Origin of the sequence: Microvirga subterranea (assembly GCF_003350535.1) — a bacterium.
In the GTDB taxonomy this organism is placed as follows: domain Bacteria; phylum Pseudomonadota; class Alphaproteobacteria; order Rhizobiales; family Beijerinckiaceae; genus Microvirga; species Microvirga subterranea.
This window is the reverse complement of record NZ_QQBB01000004.1, coordinates 360,660-380,963: the sequence shown is the minus strand read 5'-3', so window position 1 is coordinate 380,963 and position 20,304 is coordinate 360,660. Positions and strand designations below refer to the sequence as shown.

Below are 20,304 nucleotides of genomic sequence, written 5' to 3'. Positions count from 1 at the left end.
GATCCCCTTCCCGGTCCTTTCGGACCGCTGGGGATGACACGAAAGGGCCGGTAGGGTTTCGACCCGGCCTTACCCGAAGACGATGAGCCCCGCGAGCCCGGCGGATCCGAGGAGGATGCGCCAGAGGGCGAAGGGGGTGTAGCCGTGGCGGGAGACGTAATCGAGGAGCTTCTTCACCACGATGAGCGCCGACACGAAGGCCGTGATGAAGCCGGCCACGATAATGGCGGCGTCGTCGGCCGACAGGACCTTGTAGTTCTTCAGGAGGTCGTACGCGAAGGCGCCCGCCATGGTCGGCATGGCGAGGAAGAACGAGAACTCGGCGGCCGCCCGCTTGCTCGCCCCCATCAGCATTGCGCCCACGATCGTCGCGCCCGAGCGCGAGACGCCCGGCACCATGGCGAGGCACTGGATGAAGCCGATCTTGAGGTACATCGAAAGAGGAAAGCGCGTCGCATCCTCGTGCTTGGCCTCGAGCGGCAGCCCGTCGACCAAGAGGAGCACGAAGCCGCCGGCGATCAGGGTCATGCAGACGATCCAGGGATCGAACAGCACCTCCTTGATGAAGCCGTGCAGCACGGCGCCGATCAGGGCCGCCGGCAGGAATGCGATCAGCACGCCGAGGACGAAGCGGCGCGCGTCCGGATCGTAGGGCAGGGCCTTGGCGATGGCCCAGAGGCGGTTGAAGTAGACCGCCAGGATCGCCAGGATCGCACCGAGCTGGATCAGGACCTCGAAGGTCTTGCCGGTGGACTCGAAGCCGAGAAAGTGGCCGATCAGGAGCAGATGTCCCGTCGAGGACACCGGCAGGAACTCGGTCAGGCCCTCGATCAGGCCCAGAAACAGCGCCTCGACAATTTGCGACATCGTTGAAAATCCTAAAACCGGCGCCAGATGCAGGGCCGTGCCCCGGGCTGTCAAGGCGACGTGCGCGCCCACTGCGGGTCAGGCGCCGGCGTCCTGCGTCCGGAACATGAGATTCACCAAAATTCCTTACCGCCCCTTAACGGAACGCGGCCTTATTCTCGCCGTCTGTTTCGCGTCAGACACGCTCCATGGCCATCCTGCACTCGTATCCCTTCTGCCCGCACTCGCGGTTCGCGCGCCTGATCCTGGCCGAAATGGGAATCGGCGCGCACATCCTCGAGGAGAAGCCGTGGGATCGTCGTCTGCCGTTCCTGGAAATCAATCCCAGCGGCAATCTCCCGCTCTTCATCGACGAGGACGGGCTGGCGGTGCCGGGCCCCGGGATCATCGCCGAATATCTCGACGATACCAGGGGCGAGGCCATGGGCGACCGGCGCCTCATGCCGCGCGACCCCGTGCAGCGGGTGGAGGTCCGGCGGCTCCTCGACTGGTTCCTGGTCAAGTTCCACGACGAGGTTTCGGCTTACCTCGCCACAGAAAAGATCTATAAGCGCTTCATGCCGACCGAGCTGGGAGGCGGCCCTCCCGACATGGGGGCCATTCGCGCGGCGCGGTCGAACGTGCGATACCATCTCAGCTACATCGGCTATCTGATTGCGCAGCGGAACTGGCTGGCGGGCGACCAGATGACCTTTGCGGATCTGGCGGCGGCCGCCCATCTGTCGGTGGTGGATTATCTCGGCGACGTGCCATGGGACGAGAACGAGACAGCGAAATACTGGTACGCCCGGGTGAAGTCCCGGCCGTCCTTTCGCGCGCTCCTGGCGGACCGGGTGCCGGGAATGGCGCCGTCGACCCATTACGACGACCTGGATTTCTAGACGGAGCCGCGCTCAAGCGCGCCCTCGTCCACCGGGCCAGAGGCCTGGGCTTCGACATCGTCCGCATCGCCCGGCCGGATGCGATCCCGCTCGCCTCGGAACGGCTCAAGGCCTGGTTGGCTGAAGGCTATCACGGCTCGATGGAGTGGATGGCCGAGACGGCGGAGCGCCGCTCCGACCCGCAGGCGCTCTGGCCGGAGGTCAGAAGCGTCATCCTGCTCGGCCTCAATTACGGCCCGGCCGAGGACCCGCTCGCGGGCCTGGCCCTGAAGGACCGTGCCTCGATCTCGGTCTATGCCCGCAACCGCGACTACCACGACGTCATCAAGGGCAAGCTGAAGGAGGCCGCCGGATTCCTGGCCGCCAAGGCGTCCTCCGACGTGAAGGTCTTCGTCGACACCGCGCCCGTGATGGAGAAGCCGCTCGCCGCCGCCGCCGGCCTCGGCTGGCAGGGCAAGCACACGGTGGTGGTCTCGCGCGAGTTCGGCAACTGGCTCTTCCTCGGGGCGATCTTCACCACGGCGGAGCTGCTGGAGGACGAGCCGGAGCGGGACCATTGCGGCTCCTGCCGCCGCTGCCTCGACGTCTGTCCGACCAACGCGTTTCCGGCGCCCTACCAGCTCGATGCGCGCCGCTGCATCTCGTACCTGACCATCGAGCACAAGGGCCACATTCCGGCGGACCTGCGCGAGGGCATCGGCAACCGGGTCTTCGGCTGCGACGACTGCCTCGCAGTCTGTCCCTGGAACAAGTTCGCCCAGGCCGGCCGCGAGGCCAGGCTCGTGCAGCGGGACGACCTCGCGGCCCTGCCGCTGGCGGAACTCGCCCGCCTCGACGACCCGACATTCCGCACACGCTTTGCCGGCACGCCGATCAAGCGCACGGGCCGTGACCGTTTCATCCGCAACGTGCTCATCGCCATCGGCAATTCGGGCGATGCGAGCCTCGCCCCGGAAGCCGTGCGTCTCCTCGACGACGCCTCGCCGCTGGTGCGCGCCATGGCGGTCTGGGCGATCGCCCGCCTGCTGCCGGCGGAGGAGGTCTCGGCCCATCGCGAGGCGCGCCGGGACATCGAGACGGACGAGGACGTGCGCCGGGAATGGCGGCGCGCCCTCTCGGGTATCCCGGACGAGGCCGCCGCATGAGGCTGTTCGTCTTCGGCATAGGCTACACGGCGCAGGCCTTCATCCGCGCACGGGACTGGACCCATGTGGCCGGCACCGTCCGGCACGCCGACAAGGCCGCCCGGCTGGCTGAGCGGGGCATCCGGGCCCATGCGCTGGACGATCTCGCGGAAGCCTCAGCCCTCGAGGCCGACATCCGGTCCGCCGACGCCATCCTGGTCTCGGCCCCGCCCGATGCGGACGGGGACCCGACCCTGGCCCGGTTTCACGATGCGATCGCGGTGGCCCCGGACCTCGCCTGGATCGGCTATCTCTCCACCACCGGCGTCTATGGCGACCGCGGCGGCGACTGGGTCGACGAGACGATGGCGGCCACGCCGCAGAGCGCCCAGTCGCGGCGGCGGCTCGCCGCCGAAGAGGCTTGGTTCGCCTTTGGGCAGGAGATCGGCAAGCCGGTCCACGTCTTTCGTCTGACGGGCATCTACGGCCCTGGCCGCAACGCGCTCGCGAACCTCGCGCGCGGCACCGCCCAGCGCATCGTCAAGCCGGGCCAGGTCTTCAACCGCATCCATGTGGACGACATCGCCGCGACGCTCGTGGCCTCTCTGGGGCGCCCGCGTGACGGCGCGGTCTACAACGTCTCCGACGACGAGCCCGCGCCGCCGCAGGACGTGGTGACCTATGCGGCAGGACTGATGGGCATCGAGCCCCCGCCGGAGATTCCGTTCGAGGCGGCCGAGATGAGCCCGATGGCCCGCAGCTTCTATGCGGAGAACAAGCGGATCGCGAACCGCCTAATTAAGCAGGAACTCGGCGTGAAGCTGCGCTACCCGACCTATCGCGAGGGCCTCCTGGCGCTTCACGCGGCGGGCGAGGGCGCTCAGGTGGCGTGACGGTTCGCGCCCGGCCCGAAATGGTCGATGTAGCGCGGATTGATGGCGGAGACCGGCAGGACCACCAGCACGTCCGTAGTGCGGAACTGGCGGTCGACCACCGCGCCGCGCCCGAAGCTGGCGCCGAGCCGCAGATATCCCTTGATCATCGGCGGCAGCGCATGCAGGGCCGCCTTCGGGTCCACCGCGTCCCGGGCCAGGAGGTCCATGGGCGTGTAGCGCTCGGGCAGGGCGCTCGCCTGCCATTCCTCCGGCGCGGAGGCATAGTGGTGCAGGAAGCTCAAGGGAAGCGCCAGCGCCTTCGGGTCCGTGCCCTCCAGGCTGGCGCAGCCGATCATCACGTCGATCCGGTGGTGGAGCACGTAGGTCCAGATCCCGTGCCAGAGCAGCTCGACCGTGCGCTTGTTGCGGTAGGGCTTGAGCACGCAGGATCGGCCGAGCTCGAGGAAGCGTAAGGACCGGTGGGCGTCGAGCAGGGGCGCGATGTCGTATTCGCCCGCGGTGTAGAAGCCCCGGTGTCGGTCCGCCACCTCCTGGCGCAGGAGCCGGTATGTGCCGACCACTTTGGGCTTCGCCGGCCGGAAGGGCTTCGGCTTCACGTCGTGGTCGAGCACGAGCAGGTGATCGCAGATCGCGTCGTAATCGTCGATGTCCCGGCGCGACAGCATCGAGGCGGTGCTGGGCGCGGCCGACATCTCCTCGTAGAACACCTTGAAGCGCAGCTTCTGGGCCTGGCGGATCTCCCGGTCCGTGGTGGCGAGCCGCACTTCGAGCGAACCGATCCGGCCGAGCACCGGATCGAGGCCGCCATGGTCGCGGACCGTCTTCACCCGCCCCGGAATGAAGCGGACCATGCCCCTGAAGGGCGTGGGACCGGCGCCTGCTGGTGCGAGGGGGGCCGAAACGGTCTGGGGCGCCGGGGAGGAATGCATCGAAGCCTCGCTCGAACGGGTGTCGGATCCTAGGCCGACTGTCTTGCGCCGTGACATAAAGCTCATTTCGAACGGTTTTGTGACAGGGAGTATCGGAACGCCAGGAGGGCTTATCAAGGAATTGCTTGTGTTTTGTTGAACGTCAGGCCGCAGCCGAACGCCGGTCCGCATGGGCCCGGTAGGACAGAGCCTCGGCGAGATGGATGCGGCGCACCTTCTCCTCGCCGTCGAGGTCCGCGAGGGTGCGCGCGACCTTCAGGACCCGGTGGAAGCCGCGCGCCGACAGGCGCATGGCGTTCGCCGCGTCGCGGATGAGCGCGAGGCCCTCGGCGTCGGGCTGGGCGACCTCCTCGAGGAGCGGCGCCGGGCAGGCGGCATTGGTGGAGACGCCGTCGAGCCCGAGCGCCGCATAGCGCCTTGCCTGCCGGTCCCGCGCGGCCGCGACCCGTGCGGCCGCCTCGGCTGAGCCCTCGACGGGCGGCGGCAGGATCAGGTCCGCCGCCGTCACGGCCGGCACGTCGATGACGAGGTCGATGCGGTCGAGCAGCGGACCGGAGAGGCGCGCCTGGTACTGGGCGACGCAGCGCTCGTTCGGCTGGCGTCGGCAGACGTAGCCGGGCTCCGTCGCCTGACCGCAGCGGCAGGGATTCATGGCCGCCACGAGCTGGAACCGCGCCGGATAGGTGATGCGGTGGTTGGCGCGGGCGATGAGGATCTCGCCGGCCTCTAGCGGCTGGCGCAGGGAATCGAGCACCTGGGGCTGGAACTCAGGCAGCTCGTCGAGGAACAGGACGCCGTGGTGGGCGAGCGACGCCTCGCCCGGGCGGGCGTTGAGGCCGCCTCCCACCAGCGCCGCCATGGAGGCGGAGTGATGCGGAGCCCGGAACGGACGGCGGTTCGATAGGGCGCCGTTCGCCAGGAGCCCGGCCACCGACTGGATCATCGAGACCTCCAGCAGCTCCCGCGGCGAGAGCGGCGGCAGGATCGAGGGCAGGCGCTGGGCCAGCATGGACTTGCCGGCGCCAGGCGGCCCGTTCATGAGCAGGTTGTGAGCGCCGGCGGCGGCGATCTCGAGCGTCCGCTTCGCGCTCTCCTGTCCCTTGATGTCGCGCAGGTCGGGCAGCATGCCGGCCGCCGGAAGGATGGCGGGCTCCGGACGCGCCATGACCTGCGTGCCCTTGAAATGGTTGGCGAGCTGGATCAGCGAGCGCGGAGCCAGAATCTCGATGTCACGGCTCGCCCAGGCCGCCTCCGGGCCGCTCGCCGCGGGGCAGATCAGCCCGTGCCCGCGGTCGAACGCCGCCATGGCGGCGGGCAGCACGCCCGCGACGGACGTGATCGAGCCGTCCAGCGCAAGCTCGCCCAGGACCGTGAATCCATCGAGGGCGTCCGCCGGAACCGCCCCGATGGCCGCCATGATCCCGAGCGCGATCGGCAGGTCGTAATGGCTGCCTTCCTTCGGCAGGTCCGCCGGCGCGAGATTGACGATGATCCGCTTCGCCGGCAGGGCCAGCCCCGACGCCACGAGGGCCGAGCGGACCCGCTCGCGCGATTCGGCCACCGCCTTGTCGGGCAGGCCGACCACCGCGAAGGCGACGTTGCCGGGAGAGATCTGCACCTGGACGTCGACGGCCCGGGCCTCGATGCCCTCGAAGGCGACCGTTGAGATGCGCACGACCATGATCCCGAACTCCCCGCGAAAGAGCTCGGATCATAGCGTCGGATGCTTGAACGTGATAGCATTGCCTAGAGATTGTCCATCGCCTTCCGGCAACTTGGTCGCAGGCGGGGAACCATGGCCCTTTGGTCGCGTTGAGTCCGACTGAATGCACAAGGGCGGCCCCAGAACGGCCCGATGGTTCATGATTGTTTGCAGCTTGAAATATCTCCTTGACGTCCCCGGACGGGAGGTCAGGTATACGCGCCGGCATCGTCATGCGTTCGGATGCGGAGGATTGTAGGTTTGAGTTCGGGAAAATCTCTGCGCATCCTGGTTGTCGAAGACGAAATCCTCATCGCGCTGGAGCTTGAGAGCCTGTTGCAGGAAGCCGGTCACGACGTGGTCGGGGTCGCAACGTCCTGCGACGAGGCCCTGGCCATGGCGCGCGATCTCGCCCCCGATCTCGCCTTCGTCGACATTCATCTGACCGATGGCCCGACCGGTGTGGACGTATGCCGGCACCTCACGAGCCAGCTCGGAGTCACGACCCTGTTCATGACGGCCAACGCCAAACGCATCCCGGAGGATTTTGCCGGCGCCTGCGGCGTCATCGCGAAGCCCTACACGGAGCGCGGCGTCCGCGAGGCCCTGGCCTACGTCATCGTGGGCCAGAAGCCCCACGGGGCGGGAGCGGCTCAGACCATGACCTTCGTGCCCTTCGAGGCCCTCTCCCGCGAGGACAGCTCGCAGGTTTCCTGATATCGCAGGCCTCGTTCAGCGCTGCGCCTTGAGGCGGTAGAGCGCGTCGAGCGCCTCCCGCGGCGTCATCTGGTCCGGATCGAGCGCATCGAGCGCCTCCCGCAGACCATCCGCCTTCACCTCGACCGGCGGCGCAGCGCGCATGGGCGCGGCGAACAGCGGCAGATCGTCGACGAGCGCCCGCTTCGGGCTCTCCCGGTCGGAGCGTTCCAGCTCGCTCAGGATGGCCTTAGCCCGCTCCACGACCGCCGTTGGCAGGCCGGCGAGGCGCGCCACCTGCAAACCGTAGGAGCGGTCGGCCGCGCCCGGCACGACCTCGTGCAGGAAGACCACCTCGCCGTTCCACTCGGTGACCTTCAGGGTCGCGTTCGAGATGCGCGGCAGCCTGTCGGCGAGCGCCGTCAGCTCGTGGAAGTGCGTGGCGAAGAGGGCGCGGCAGCAATTTCCCTCGTGCAGGTGTTCGATGGCCGCCCAGGCGATGGAGAGGCCGTCGAAGGTGGCCGTGCCGCGACCGATCTCGTCGAGGATGACCAGGGAGCGCGACGTGGCCTGATTGAGAATGGCGGCGGTCTCGACCATCTCGACCATGAAGGTCGAGCGGCCGCGGGCGAGATCGTCCGCCGCGCCGACGCGCGAGAACAGCCGGTCCACGACGCCGATATGAGCCTCTTTCGCGGGCACGAAGGACCCCATCTGGGCCAGCACCACGATGAGGGCGTTCTGGCGCAGATAGGTGGACTTGCCGCCCATGTTCGGGCCGGTGATCAGCAGGATGTGCCCGGCATCGCGGCCGGAGAGGTCGGAATCGTTGGCGATGAACGGCGTCCCCTCGCGCTTGAGCGCCGCCTCCACGATCGGGTGGCGGCCAGCCTTGATCCGGAACGCGAGGCTCGTGTCGATGACGGGGCGGGTCCAGTCGAGCCGCACGGCGAGGTCCGCGAGGGCCGCGGTCACGTCGACCACGCTCAGCGCCTCGGCCGCGGCGGCGATGTCGGACGAGAGGCCGAGGAGCTCCTCGACCATGCTCTCGAAGAGAGCCAGCTCGATCTTGAGCGCCCGGTCGGCCGCGGATGCGATCTTGGCCTCGAGCTCGCCCAGCTCCATCGTCGAGAAGCGCATGGCGCCCGCCATGGTCTGGCGGTGCACGAAGGTCTCCTTCCACGGCTCCTTCAGCAGGTCCTCGCCCACGTTCTGCGGCACCTCGACGAAGTAGCCGATCATGTGGTTGTGCTTGACCCGCAGCGTCCGGCATCCGGTCTCGGAGGCGTAGCGGGCCTGGAGCGCCGCGATGAACCGGCGGGAATCGTGCTGCAGCTCGCGCAGCTCGTCGAGCGCCTGGTCGAAGCCCTCGCGGACGAAGCCCCCGTCGCGCTTGAGCAGCGGCAGATCCTCCGCGAGAGCGGCGGACAGGCGGTCGGCCACGTCGGTCCGCAGGGACTGGAGCTGCTCGGCCGCCGCCCTCAGCTCCCGCGGCAGATCCGGCGTGATGGCGAGTTCGAGGCCGAGATCGCGGGCCGCGAAGAGGCCGTCGCGCACGCAGGCGAGGTCGCGCGGCCCGCCTCGTCCGAGGCTCAGGCGCGAGAGGGCGCGGGCGAGGTCGGGCGAGCGCTTGAGGATGCGCCGCAGCCGGTCGCGCAGGTCGCCGTTCTCCACGAGGAGTGCCACCGAATCCTGCCGGTCTTGGATCAGGCCCGGCTGGGTGAGGGGACCGGCGAGGCGCTCGGCCAGGAGCCGCGCCCCGCCGGGCGTCACCGTGCAGTCGATGGTCGCGAGCAGGCTGCCGGCCCGGTCGCCCGAGAGGGTGCGTGTGAGCTCCAGATTGGCGCGGGTCGCGGAATCGATGGCGAGCGCCGCGCCCGCATCCCCCTTGGTCGGCGGGTGAAGGACCGGGCGGCTGCCGATCTGGGTCTTCTCGATGTAGAACAGGGCGCTGCCGGCCGCCGTAATCTCGGCGCGGCTGAAGGACCCGAACGCGTCGAGGGTGGCGACGCCGAAATGATCCTTGAGCCGCCGCTCGGCCGAGGCCGGGTCGAGGCCCTCGCGGGAGAGGGGCGTAATCGAGGCCCGCGTCTCGCGCCAGAAGGCCGCGAGGTCGGGATCGTCGTGGATCACGTCCGGGACCAGGATCTCCCGCGGGTCGAAGCGGGCGATCTCCGCCGACAGGCCGGGCCCGTCCGTCTCGCTCAAGACGAAATGGCCTGTGGAAATGTCGACGGCCGCGAGGCCGTAGCACCATTGCGTGTCGGACACGCGGCGGCGGGCGATGGCCAGGAAGTAGTTCGCGCGGCCCGGATCGAGCAGGCGCTCCTCGGTGATCGTGCCGGGCGTGACGAGCCGCACCACGTCGCGGCGCACGACCGACTTGGACCCGCGCTTCTTCGCCTCCGCCGGATCCTCGGTCTGCTCGCAGACGGCGACCCGGTGGCCCAGGCCGATGAGGCGCTGCAGGTAGTCGTCGGCCCGGTCCACGGGCACGCCGCACATGGGGATGTCCTGCCCCTGATGCTTGCCGCGCTTGGTCAGGACGATGCCGAGCGACTGGCTGGCGATCTCCGCATCCTCGAAGAACAGCTCGTAGAAATCCCCCATCCGGTAGAAGAGCAGGCTGTCCGGATTGGCCGACTTGATCTCGATGTACTGCGCCATCATGGGCGTGACCCGGCTGTCCGGCGCGCCGTTCGAGGCGGCGGGCTCGGATTTCACGGAGGTCTCGGACGGGCGGTAGAGGGCTTGGGATGACATGCTTCCGTCATAGCAAAGGCGGCCCGGCCTTTCACCCGTGGCACACGGTCCGTCGAAAGGGTGTGTGGACAAGTCTTGAGGGAAGCTGGCCCGATGGCGTAAGGTCGCAGGTCCGACGGGAAACGCCCCATATCATAACCGGACGCCAACTAATGAACGATCAGCCTCCGAGCCGCCGCAGCCGCCCCACCTTCACGGACCAGGAGGCGCTGCAATTCCATGCACAGGGCCGTCCCGGAAAGCTGGAGGTGGTGCCCACCAAGCCCATGGCGACCCAGCGCGACCTGTCCCTGGCCTATTCGCCGGGCGTGGCCGTCCCGGTCCTGGCCATCGCCGAGAACCCCTCCTGCGCCTTCGACTTCACGACCCGCTCCAACATGGTGGCGGTGATCTCGAACGGTACCGCGATCCTCGGCCTCGGCAATCTCGGGGCGCTCGCCTCGAAGCCGGTGATGGAGGGCAAGGCCGTCCTGTTCAAGCGCTTCGCGGACGTGGATTCCATTGACCTCGAGGTCGACACGGAGGATCCGGACGCCTTCATCAACTGCGTGCGCTATCTCGGGCCCTCCTTCGGGGGCATCAACCTGGAGGACATCAAGGCGCCCGAATGCTTCATCATCGAGGAGCGCCTGCGCGAGATGATGGACATCCCGGTCTTCCACGACGACCAGCACGGCACCGCCATCATCGCGGCCGCTGGCCTCATCAACGCCCTGCACCTGACCGGCCGCGACATGGCCGAGACGAAGCTCGTGGTGAACGGCGCAGGCGCGGCCGGCATCGCCTGCACGGAGCTCTTGAAGGCCATGGGCTTCGCGCCGAACAACGTCATCCTCTGCGACACCAAGGGCGTGATCTACCGCGGGCGCACCGAGGGCATGAACCAGTGGAAGTCGGCCCACGCGGCCGAGACCGACGCCCGCACGCTCGCCGACGCCCTCAACGGCGCGGATGCGGTGTTCGGCCTCTCGGCCAAGGGCGCCTTCACGGACGACATGATCCGCTCGATGGCCCCGAACCCGATCATCTTCGCCATGGCCAATCCGGACCCGGAGATCACGCCCGAGGAAGTCGCGCGCATCCGCGACGACGTGATCATCGCGACGGGCCGGTCCGACTATCCGAACCAGGTCAACAACGTGCTGGGCTTCCCGTACATCTTTCGCGGCGCCCTCGACGTGCGGGCCACCACGATCAACATGGAGATGAAGATCGCGGCCGCGCAGGCGCTCGCCGAGCTCGCCCGCGAGGACGTGCCCGACGAGGTGGCGGCCGCCTATCAGGGCTCGCGCCCGCGCTTCGGCCGCGAGTACATCATCCCGGTGCCGTTCGATCCGCGTCTGATCCACACTGTTCCGATGGCGGTCGCCAAGGCCGCGATGGACACCGGCGTCGCGCGCCGTCCTATCGTCGACATGCGCGCCTATAAGGCGCAGCTCTCGGCGCGGCGCGATCCCGTCGCCGGCACCCTCAACCGCATCTTCGAGCGCGTGCGCAAGTTCCCGAAGCGGGTGGTCTTCGCGGAGGGCGAGGAGGAGCAGGTGATTCGCGCCGCACTCTCCTTCGTCAACCAGGGCCTCGGCAAGGCGGTCCTCGTCGGGCGCGAGGATCGCATCCACGAGACCGCGACGGCCGCCGGCATCGATCTCGCGGGCCGCGAGGGCATCGAGATCCACAATGCGCGGCTCTCGTCGCGCAACAGCACCTACGCGCAGTTCCTCTACGAGCGCCTGCAGCGCAAGGGCTACCTGTTCCGCGACTGCCAGCGCCTGATCAACCAGGACCGCAACCACTTCGCGGCCTCCATGGTGGCGCTCGGCGACGCGGACGCGATGGTGACGGGCGCGACGCGCAACTACTCGACCGCGCTCGCCGACGTGCGGCACGTGATCGACGCCAAGCCGGGCCATCGCGTGATCGGCATCTCGCTCTGCCTTGCGCGCGGCCACACGGTGCTCGTGGCCGACACGGCGATCCACGAGATGCCGAGCGCGCAGGAGCTGGCCGAGATCGCCATCGAGGCCGCAGGGGTCGCCCGCCGCCTCGGCTACGAGCCGCGCGTCGCCCTCCTGTCCTTCTCGACCTTCGGCCATCCGCGGGCGGAGCGAGCCGAGAAGATCCAGGAGGCGGTCGAGATCCTCGACGGCATGCGGGTCGATTTCGAGTATGACGGCGAGATGGCGGCCGACGTGGCGCTCAACCGAGACATCATGGCTCAGTATCCGTTCAGCCGCCTCAAGGGGCCTGCCAACGTGCTCGTCATGCCGGCGTTCCACTCGGCCTCGATCTCCACCAAGATGCTGCAGGAGCTCGGCGGCGCGATGGTGATGGGGCCGCTCGTGGTGGGCCTCGACAAGCCGGTGCAGATCGTCTCCCTTGGCTCGACCGACAACGACATCGTCAACATGGCGGCGCTGGCGGCCTACAACATCGGCGGCTGAGCGCACGAAAATCGGCGTAGCATTGTTGCCGCGGACAGGCTAAATCCCCCGGAAACGAACCTGGGGGATGAAGCTTGATGTCCGAGAAGCCCACGATCGTCGTGTTCGACGTCGGCAATGTCCTGCTGCGCTGGGACCCGCGCAACCTCTACCGCAAGCTGTTCGACGACGCGGACCGGATGGAATGGTTCCTGTCGACGGTCTGCACCAGCGACTGGAACGTCGAGCAGGACCGCGGCCGGGACTGGGACGAGGCGGTGGCCATTCTGGTGAAGGACTACCCCGATCACGAGGCGCCGATCCGCGCCTTCCACGAGCGCTGGCACGAGACCGTCTCGGGCGTGTTCGAGGAGAACGTGGCCCTGCTCGGACGCCTGCAGGAGGCCGGCGTCCCCACCTACTGCATCACGAACTTTTCGGGCGCCAAGTTCGTCGAGGCCAAGCAGCGCTTTCCGTTCCTCGCCAGCTTCGACGGGGTCGTCGTGTCGGGCGACGAGCGGCTGCTGAAGCCTGATCCGGAGATCTACCACCTCCTGCTCCGGCGCTATGACCTGAACGCGCCGGACTGCATCTTCATCGACGATTCCAAGGCGAACGTGGAGGCGGCCCGCGAGGTCGGCATGCAGGCGATCCAGTATGCCGAGCCGATGGATCTCGCAGCGGAGCTGCGCCGCTACGGCTTTCCCGTCTGAGCATGGACTTGCCCTCCCGGCCGGCATGAGCGATCAGGCCCCATGCGCGCCTTCGACTCCGCCCTGCCCATCGATGTGGTTCTCGCCGACCTTGCGGCGAGCCTGGCCTCCCGGCCGAATGCGGTCCTTGTCGCCCCGCCGGGCGCCGGCAAGACGACGCGCGTGCCCCTCGCGCTGCTCGACGAGCCCTGGGTGAAGGGCGGCAAGCTCATCCTGCTGGAGCCGCGCCGCCTCGCGGCCCGGGCCGCCGCCGACCGAATGGCGCGGACCCTCGGGGAGGCCGTCGGCGAGACGGTGGGCCTGCGCGTGCGCCTCGGCTCCAAGATCAGCCGCAGGACCCGGATCGAGGTGGTGACCGAGGGCGTCTTCGCCCGCATGATCCTCGACGATCCGTCCCTCGACGGCGTCGCGGCCGTGCTGTTCGACGAGTTCCACGAGCGCTCCCTCGATGCGGATCTGGGGCTCGCGCTTGCGCTGGACGCCCAGGGCGGGCTGCGCGAGGACCTGCGCCTCCTCGTCATGTCCGCCACTCTCGACGGCGCCCGCGTCGCGAGGCTTCTCGGCGACGCGCCGGTCATCGAATCCGAGGGCCGCGCCTATCCGGTCGAGACCCGCTATCTCGGGCGCGATCCGAACCGGCGCATCGAGGAGCAGGTGGCGGACGCGACCACGCGGGCCCTGAAAGCCGAGCCGGGCTCGATTCTCGTCTTCCTGCCGGGACAGGGGGAGATCCGCCGCGTCGAGACGGCCTTGCGCGAACGGGTCACCGATCCCGCTGTCGACATCGCGCCGCTCTACGGCGCCCTCGACCGGGGCGAACAGGATCTGGCGGTCGGCCCGGCCAAGCCCGGCCGCCGCAAGGTGGTGCTCGCCACCTCCATCGCCGAGACGTCGCTCACCATCGAGGGGGTGCGCGTCGTCATCGATTCAGGTCTCGCGCGCGTGCCCGTCTACGAGCCGAGCATCGGACTCACGCGGCTTGAGACCGTGCGTGTGTCGCGGGCCGCCGCCGACCAGCGCCGGGGGCGCGCGGGCCGCACCGAGCCGGGCGTCTGCTACCGCCTGTGGGAGGAGGCCGCGACCGGAGCGCTTGAGGCCTATGCGCGGCCGGAGATCCTGTCCGCCGACCTTGCCCCGCTGATCCTCGACTGCGCCGCCTGGGGCGTCACGGATCCCACGACCCTCGCGTTTCTGGACCCGCCGCCCGGTCCGGCTGTGAAGGAGGCGAGGGCGCTGCTCCAGCAGCTGCATGCCCTCGACCCCGACGGGCGGATCACCGAGACCGGCCGCCGCCTGCGCGAGCTCCCGCTGCCGCCGCGGCTCGCCCGCATGGTGCTCGCGGCCGGCGGGAGCGGCCAGGCCCGTGATGCGGCGGACCTCGCGGCCGTCCTCGTCGAGCGCGGGCTGGGCGGCGACGTGACCGACCTGACGGAGCGGGTGGAGCGCTTCCGCCGCGACCGCTCGAAGCGGGCCGAGGACATGCGGCGCATGGCCGACGGCTGGGCGAAAACCGGTGCGAAATCCAACTCTGGAGAGGACGTCCGCTCCCTCGGCGCCCTGCTGACGCTGGCCTATCCGGACCGGCTCGCCAAGGCGCGGGGCAAGGCGGGCGAGTACCTGATGGCCAACGGGCGCGGGGCAGCGCTCGAGCCGCATGACCGGCTCGCCAAGGAGCCTTATCTGGCCATCGCCGAGATTTCGGGCGGTGCCGCGGCCGCCCGCATCCTGGCGGCGGCTCCCATCTCGGCCGAGGAGATCGACGCGGTCGTCGGAGAGGATATCGAGCAGCGCGAGGAGATCGTCTTCGACCGGCAGGCGAGGGCCCTGCGAAACCGCGCCGTCCGGCGCTACGGGGCGCTGACCTTGAACGAGCGGCCTCTGCCGGTGCCCGCCACGGAGGAGGCCGCGCGCATCCTCGCCGCCGGCCTTGCTTCGGTCCTGTCGGCGCTGCCCTTCTCGAAGGCGCTGACCCAGTGGCGGGAGCGAGTCATGTTTCTGCGGCATGCAGAGGGAGACGAGTGGCCCGACCTGTCGGACGAGGCTCTGGCGGCTTCCGTCGAGGAGTGGCTCGCGCCGCATCTCGTCGGCAGGACAGGTCTTTCGGATATCGGTCCCGACGCCTTGAGCGAAGCGATGCGTAGCCTTCTGCCCTGGAACCTGCAGCGCCGCCTCGACGCGGAGGCGCCGACCCATCTCGAGGTGCCGACCGGCTCTCAGATCCCGATCGATTACGGAACGGAGGAAGGGCCGGTTCTCGCCGTGCGGGTGCAGGAGCTCTTCGGCCTCGACAAGCACCCGGTCATCGCCGGCGGGCGCGTGCCGCTGATCCTGCACCTGCTCTCGCCGGCCCAGCGCCCGATCCAGATCACCCGCGACCTGCCGGGCTTCTGGCGCGGATCCTGGGCGGCGGTCCGGGCCGACATGCGCGGGCAGTACCCGAAGCATCCCTGGCCCGAGGACCCGCTGACCGCGCCGCCGACTCGGCGCGCCAAGCCGCGCGGGACGTGAGCGCCTAATCCTTGAAGGTGGAGATGAGGCGCTCCGCCGTCGCGGGATTGAGCGCCATCGGGATGTCGTAGACGAGGGCGAGGCGCATGAGCGCCTTCACGTCCACGTCGTGCGGGTGGGGCGAGAGCGGGTCGACGAAGAAGAACAGCGCGTCGATCTTGCCCTCCGCGATCATTGCGCCGATCTGCTGGTCGCCGCCCAGGGGACCGCTCTTCAGGCGCGTGACGGAAAGCGACGGGCATTTCTCCATGACGCGCCCGCCGGTGGTGCCCGTGGCGAACAGCGTGAAAGGACGCAGCGCGTCCTCGTGCATGGCCACGAAGCGGGCCATGTCGTCCTTCTTGGCGTCGTGCGCCACGAGCGCCAATGTCAGCTTGGTCATGGTCTATCTTGTCAGTTGTTCCAGCGGTCCCGCCACTGCATCTCGCCCGAGAGGCAATTGCTGCGCGGCGTGTCCTGAATGCGCTTGATGAGAGTTTCGGAAGGGGTGAGGCCGGCGACTTCGAGCAGGATCTTGGTCTTGATCGCCTCGATGAACTGGTCGCGCTCACGGACCGGAACCGTGAAGGCGCCCTGGCCGCCGATGACGCAGTCCTTGTAGTAGACGTCGAGTTCCGGGATGTCGAGATAGCCGGGCTTGCGCAGCATGATGGGAAGCCCGTTGATGGTGATGCCCTTGGCGACCGCCTCGTCGCGGGCCTGCACCACCATGCGGCCCTGGTTGTTGGGGCCGTCGCCGGACACGTCGATCACGCGCCGCGTCGCCTCGATGCCGCTCTCGTCCTGAAGCTTCACGCTGTAGTCGATCGCGCTGGAGATCGAGGTCCGCTGCGCCCGGCGCAGGGGCGTGGAGGCGATCTTGTCCGCGAAGGCCATCAGGCTCTCGGAATTGTCGAGCACGGTCCAAGGAATGATCACCTTCTGATCCGCGGAGCCGGCCCATTCCATGTAGGTGACGGCAATCCGTCCGAGCATCCCGCCCCGGATGGCGTCATGGACGAGCTGGGACCGGAAGGCCTGGGCGAAGCCCTCCCGCTGAAGGGCCTGCTCCTCGGTATCCATCGAGAAGGAGATGTCGACCGCCACCACGAGGGCGAGGTCCACTTCCGTCTCGGCTTGGGCTTGAGTAGGCGACGCAAGGAAGGACAGCAGCAGGAGAAACCCTGCGGCGAAGGCGGAGCAGCCGGAACGAACCATCGTAGTCTCCTTTGCGGAGCCGGGTCGGTCCTGAGGAGTTTGCCAGCTTCTCCTGCCGGCGCAAGCTCAAGTCTGCTTTCGCGTCACGAGTTCCAGCGCCGCCTGGAAGGCCTGGTCGGCGTCGAGATGGGTGGTGTCGAGCGTCAGGGCGTCGTCCGCGGCCTTCAGGGGCGCATTGCTGCGGGTCATGTCCCGTTCGTCGCGGCGGCGGATGTCGTTGAGAATAATCTCGTAATCCGTCGTCTCGCCGCGCGACAGCAGCTCACGGTGGCGGCGCCGGGCGCGCTCCTCGGCGCTCGCCGTGATGAACAGCTTCACATCCGCGTGAGGGCACACCACGGTCCCGATGTCGCGTCCGTCGAGCACCGCACCGGGCGGCTGCCCGGCGAACTGGCGCTGGAAGGCCAGAAGCGCGTCCCGGACCGGCTGGTAGGCCGAGATCACCGAGGCGGCCTCGCCCATCTGCGCGCCGCGCAGCCGTTCGTCGTCGAGATGGGTGACGTCGAGCTCCTGGGCGACGCGGGCGGCCGCATCGCGGTCCGTCAGGGCGACGTCCCGGTCCAAGAGCACGCGGGCGACGGCCCGGTAGAGGAGGCCGGTGTCGAGATGGGCAAACCCGAAATGGTCGGCGAGGCGCTTGCCGAGAGTGCCCTTGCCCGATGCGGCGGGACCGTCGATGGCGATGATCATGCGGAAGACTCAGTCCTGGATGGTGGCGCCAAGCTCCCGCATGAGCGGGATGAAGGTCGGGAAGCTCGTAGCGATCATGGCGCCGTCGTCGACCGTCACCGGCTCCTGCGTGGCAAGGCCCATCACCAGGAACGACATGGCGATGCGATGGTCGAGATGGGTCGCGATCGGCCGGCCGCCGCCCCGCACCTTTCCGCCCGAGCCGTGGACGATCAGGTCGTCGCCTTCGATCTCGTGCGTGACGCCGGCCTCGGCCAGTCCGGCCGCGACCGCCGCGAGACGGTCCGATTCCTTCACGCGCAGCTCGTGCAGGCCCTGCATCCGGGTCGTGCCCTCGGCGAAGGAGGCGGCGACCGCAAGGATCGGGTACTCGTCGATCATGGCGGGAGCGCGCGCGGCCGGCACCGTGACGCCGGTGAGGCGGCTTGCCCGGACGCGCAGGTCCGCGACGGTCTCGCCGCCCTCGTCGCGCTCGTTGAGCCGTTCGATGGAGGCGCCCATTTCGAGCAGCGTCGTGACCAGGCCCGTGCGCAGCGGGTTCATCATCACGCCCTCGATCACGACGTCGGAGCCCGGGGTGATCAGGGCCGCCACCAGCGGGAAGGCCGCGGAGGAGGGGTCGCTCGGGACCACGATGGTCGAACCGCGCAGCTCCGGCTGGCCCTGCAGCGTGATGGCGCGTCCGTCCTCGCCGTAAGGCGCCACTTCGACGGTCGCACCGAAATGGCGCAGCATCCGCTCCGTATGGTCGCGGGTCGCCTCGCGCTCCAGCACGGTGGTCTTGCCAGGAGAGTTGAGGCCCGCCAGCAGGATCGCCGACTTGATCTGCGCGGACGCCGCCGGAGTCTCGTAGGTGATCGGGATCGTCTCCTTCGGGCCGCGCAGGGTGAGGGGCACCCGCCCGCCCTCGGCCTCGCTCACCACCGTCACGCCCATCCGGACGAGCGGGTCGAGGATGCGGCGCATGGGGCGCTTGCGGAGCGAGGCGTCTCCGTCGAAGGTCGTTGTGATCGGGTGGCTGCCCGCCACGCCCATCATCAGGCGCGAGCCGGTGCCGGCATTGCCGAAGTCGAGAACGCCGGAAGGCTCGGTGAGGCCGCCGATGCCGACGCCCTGGATCCGCCAGCGGCCCGGAGCCTCCCGCGTGATCCCAGCCCCGAGGGCGCGGCAGGCCTCGGCCGTGCGCAGCACGTCGTCGCCTTCGAGCAGTCCCTCGACCCGCGTCTCGCCGATGGCCAGGAGACCGAAGATCATGGAGCGGTGGGAAATGGACTTGTCGCCCGGAACGCGCAGGCGCCCCTTCAAGGCTTTGCCAGATCTGCTCGTGACCGGTGAGGCCGGGCCATGTGCGTGCGACATTCTCGCTTTCCCACTCTTCTTTCGGGCGGCTCCTAACACGGGTGTGCGGTGCCGTCATCCCGAAGCTGCCCCCGCTCGGGCCGTTCCCGGCAATTTCCTATTTGACAAGGGATGTCCCCGCGACTAACGGAGCCTTCCCAACCATCACTTCGTAAGGCAATCACCCGTGGCCAAACCGGAACTCGGCTTGAAGCGCCAGTGCATGAGCTGCGGCGCTAAATTCTACGATCTCAACAGGGATCCTGCGGCCTGCCCGAAATGCGGCACGGTCTTCCAGGCGACGGCCCTGACCCGCGTCGCCGCGCCCGTGGTCGCCCGGAGCGCCCCGGAAGACGACGAGACCGAGGTCGAATCGGTCGGGCCGGAGCTCGTCTCCCTCGACGAGGTCGAGGCGGGCGAGGCCGAAAAGGATCTGCCGACCGACGACGACATCGACGTGGGCGACGACGTGGCCGACGACGACACCTTCCTCGAGGACGAGGAGGAGGGCGACGACGACGTGTCGGATCTGATCGACAGCGACCTGGAAGACGACGAAGAGGCTTGAACCTCCCGTCAGACCCGACTATAGAGACGCCGCTGCTTCGGCGGCGTCTCCCGCGGCGAAACCCAAGCGCCGCAAGCCAGAGTGGGGCCATAGCTCAGTTGGGAGAGCGCTTGAATGGCATTCAAGAGGTCGGCGGTTCGATTCCGCCTGGCTCCACCAAATCTCCTCCGGACTTCGGCAGTCCCGTTACCGTGAAATCCAGGTCCTGATGGCGGATCGGACGCGTTCGCGCCGATCGGGCCCGCCTGCGCGGCCGCCAAGACTACTTTTCAACCCTATGTTGCTATTGCCCCGGCGGTACACTTTTCCGCTCACGGACCTTCCGCAAAGCCAAGAAGCGTCGTAACCATATTTCGTAACAGGCGAATCAACAACGATCACGCGCGCCTGAACAGCGAAATGTCCAAGGGACCGATGTGGACCGGGGTTATGCGACAGATGGGGACAATCGAAAAGACATTGGCGACGCCGCTGCTCCTCGTGAGCCTCTTGCTGCTTCCCGCCTGCCAGACGGGGGAGGACGGCCTGTTGTCGAGCTGGAGCAACACGACGCCCGAGATAGACCTGCCCGATTCCGTCGAGGCTTATCCCGACGCTGAGGTTCTGGCGGTCGCCAAGGCGCAGTTTGCGCGAGGGAATTACGGGCACGCGGCACGCTACTACGAGCGCGCCGTTGAGGTGGCGCCCAACAACGGGGAGGCCTGGCTCGGGCTTGCCGCATCCTACGACCGCGTGCGCCGGTTCGATCTGGCGGATCGGGCCTATCGCGAGGCTGGGCGCTATCTCGGCAACAGGCCCGAATACTACAACAATATCGGCTATTCCTTTCTCCTGCGCGGCGAACCCGCGAAGGCGCGCGCCAATTTCCTGAAGGCGCAGGAGCTCGATCCGGCCAGTGCGACTATCAACAACAACCTCGACATGCTTCGCGACGGCGCCGCCCGCGCCCGAGCGGGCTGAGGCCTATTGGTCCAAAAAGAAGGCCCGGGATTTCTCCCGGGCCTTTTCGTTT

17 protein-coding genes and 1 tRNA gene are annotated in these 20,304 nt (G+C 68.6%); 10 read left to right on the top strand and 8 right to left on the bottom strand.

Annotated features, from left to right (window positions below; all coding sequences use genetic code 11):
• Positions 1-69: 69 nt before the first annotated feature.
• Positions 70-867: an undecaprenyl-diphosphate phosphatase gene (locus DES45_RS12590; protein WP_114770347.1), complete on the bottom strand. Its 798-nt coding sequence runs from the start codon at positions 865-867 to the stop codon at positions 70-72.
• A gap of 188 nt (positions 868-1,055) precedes the next feature.
• Here DES45_RS12590 and DES45_RS12585 point away from each other — a divergent pair, with 188 nt between their 5' ends.
• The 3 genes from DES45_RS12585 to DES45_RS12575 are packed head-to-tail and all read left to right on the top strand — an operon-like array spanning position 1,056 to position 3,765.
• Positions 1,056-1,748 carry a glutathione S-transferase family protein gene (locus DES45_RS12585; protein ID WP_114770346.1) on the top strand — a complete coding sequence of 231 codons (693 nt, stop codon included), beginning with the start codon at positions 1,056-1,058 and terminating at the stop codon, positions 1,746-1,748.
• Complete coding sequence (gene queG / locus DES45_RS12580; protein WP_342633527.1) at positions 1,643-2,893, top strand: tRNA epoxyqueuosine(34) reductase QueG; 1,251 nt, start codon at positions 1,643-1,645, stop codon at positions 2,891-2,893. The genes DES45_RS12585 and queG overlap by 106 nt, the downstream gene beginning before the upstream one ends.
• On the top strand, positions 2,890-3,765 hold the full coding sequence (locus DES45_RS12575) for an SDR family oxidoreductase (RefSeq protein WP_114770493.1): 876 nt from the start codon (positions 2,890-2,892) through the stop codon (positions 3,763-3,765). Before queG ends, DES45_RS12575 begins: the two co-directional genes overlap by 4 nt.
• On the opposite strand, the gene olsB is transcribed toward DES45_RS12575, so the two are convergent.
• Positions 3,753-4,697, bottom strand: a complete 945-nt coding sequence (gene olsB, locus DES45_RS12570) for a l-ornithine N(alpha)-acyltransferase (RefSeq protein WP_114770344.1) — start codon at positions 4,695-4,697, stop codon at positions 3,753-3,755. The two genes, DES45_RS12575 and olsB, sit on opposite strands and share 13 nt — an antisense overlap.
• A gap of 142 nt (positions 4,698-4,839) precedes the next feature.
• Positions 4,840-6,378: a YifB family Mg chelatase-like AAA ATPase gene (locus DES45_RS12565; protein ID WP_114770343.1), complete on the bottom strand. Its 1,539-nt coding sequence runs from the start codon at positions 6,376-6,378 to the stop codon at positions 4,840-4,842.
• A 264-nt stretch (positions 6,379-6,642) separates the two neighbouring features.
• On the opposite strand from DES45_RS12565, the gene DES45_RS12560 reads away from it, so the two are divergent.
• Positions 6,643-7,116: a response regulator gene (locus DES45_RS12560; RefSeq protein ID WP_114770342.1), complete on the top strand. Its 474-nt coding sequence runs from the start codon at positions 6,643-6,645 to the stop codon at positions 7,114-7,116.
• A 15-nt stretch (positions 7,117-7,131) separates the two neighbouring features.
• On the opposite strand, the gene mutS is transcribed toward DES45_RS12560, so the two are convergent.
• Positions 7,132-9,858: a DNA mismatch repair protein MutS gene (gene mutS / locus DES45_RS12555; protein ID WP_114770341.1), complete on the bottom strand. Its 2,727-nt coding sequence runs from the start codon at positions 9,856-9,858 to the stop codon at positions 7,132-7,134.
• A 152-nt stretch (positions 9,859-10,010) separates the two neighbouring features.
• On the opposite strand from mutS, the gene DES45_RS12550 reads away from it, so the two are divergent.
• From DES45_RS12550 to hrpB, 3 genes are all read left to right on the top strand, one after another.
• Positions 10,011-12,299, top strand: a complete 2,289-nt coding sequence (locus tag DES45_RS12550; RefSeq protein ID WP_114770340.1) for an NADP-dependent malic enzyme — start codon at positions 10,011-10,013, stop codon at positions 12,297-12,299.
• 77 nt (positions 12,300-12,376) lie between these two features.
• The gene (locus tag DES45_RS12545; protein ID WP_114770339.1) at positions 12,377-12,991 is read left to right on the top strand and encodes an HAD family hydrolase; all 615 of its coding nucleotides are present in this window, start codon (positions 12,377-12,379) and stop codon (positions 12,989-12,991) included.
• Positions 12,992-13,033: 42 nt separating this feature from the next.
• Positions 13,034-15,499 carry an ATP-dependent helicase HrpB gene (hrpB, locus tag DES45_RS12540; RefSeq protein WP_114770338.1) on the top strand — a complete coding sequence of 822 codons (2,466 nt, stop codon included), beginning with the start codon at positions 13,034-13,036 and terminating at the stop codon, positions 15,497-15,499.
• Between the two features lie 4 nt (positions 15,500-15,503).
• Here the strand turns inward: hrpB and DES45_RS12535 are convergent, their stop codons facing one another.
• The 4 genes from DES45_RS12535 to aroA form a co-directional block, all read right to left on the bottom strand.
• Positions 15,504-15,881 carry a methylglyoxal synthase gene (locus DES45_RS12535; protein ID WP_114770337.1) on the bottom strand — a complete coding sequence of 126 codons (378 nt, stop codon included), beginning with the start codon at positions 15,879-15,881 and terminating at the stop codon, positions 15,504-15,506.
• 11 nt (positions 15,882-15,892) lie between these two features.
• The gene (locus tag DES45_RS12530) at positions 15,893-16,696 is read right to left on the bottom strand and encodes a DUF1194 domain-containing protein (protein WP_114770336.1); all 804 of its coding nucleotides are present in this window, start codon (positions 16,694-16,696) and stop codon (positions 15,893-15,895) included.
• 66 nt (positions 16,697-16,762) lie between these two features.
• Positions 16,763-17,386, bottom strand: coding sequence for a (d)CMP kinase (gene cmk, locus DES45_RS12525; protein WP_114770335.1), 624 nt, complete (start codon positions 17,384-17,386; stop codon positions 16,763-16,765).
• Positions 17,387-17,395: 9 nt separating this feature from the next.
• A complete protein-coding gene (aroA, locus tag DES45_RS12520) occupies positions 17,396-18,745 on the bottom strand; it encodes a 3-phosphoshikimate 1-carboxyvinyltransferase (protein WP_114770334.1) in 1,350 nt (449 codons plus the stop codon).
• 166 nt (positions 18,746-18,911) lie between these two features.
• Here aroA and DES45_RS12515 point away from each other — a divergent pair, with 166 nt between their 5' ends.
• The 3 genes from DES45_RS12515 to DES45_RS12505 all read left to right on the top strand — a co-directional run bounded on the left by DES45_RS12515 (position 18,912) and on the right by DES45_RS12505 (position 20,252).
• Positions 18,912-19,292 carry a TIGR02300 family protein gene (locus DES45_RS12515; protein ID WP_114770333.1) on the top strand — a complete coding sequence of 127 codons (381 nt, stop codon included), beginning with the start codon at positions 18,912-18,914 and terminating at the stop codon, positions 19,290-19,292.
• An 83-nt stretch (positions 19,293-19,375) separates the two neighbouring features.
• A tRNA-Ala gene (locus DES45_RS12510) sits at positions 19,376-19,451 on the top strand.
• A 279-nt stretch (positions 19,452-19,730) separates the two neighbouring features.
• A complete protein-coding gene (locus tag DES45_RS12505) occupies positions 19,731-20,252 on the top strand; it encodes a tetratricopeptide repeat protein (protein WP_170151481.1) in 522 nt (173 codons plus the stop codon).
• The last annotated feature ends 52 nt before the right edge of the window (positions 20,253-20,304 follow it).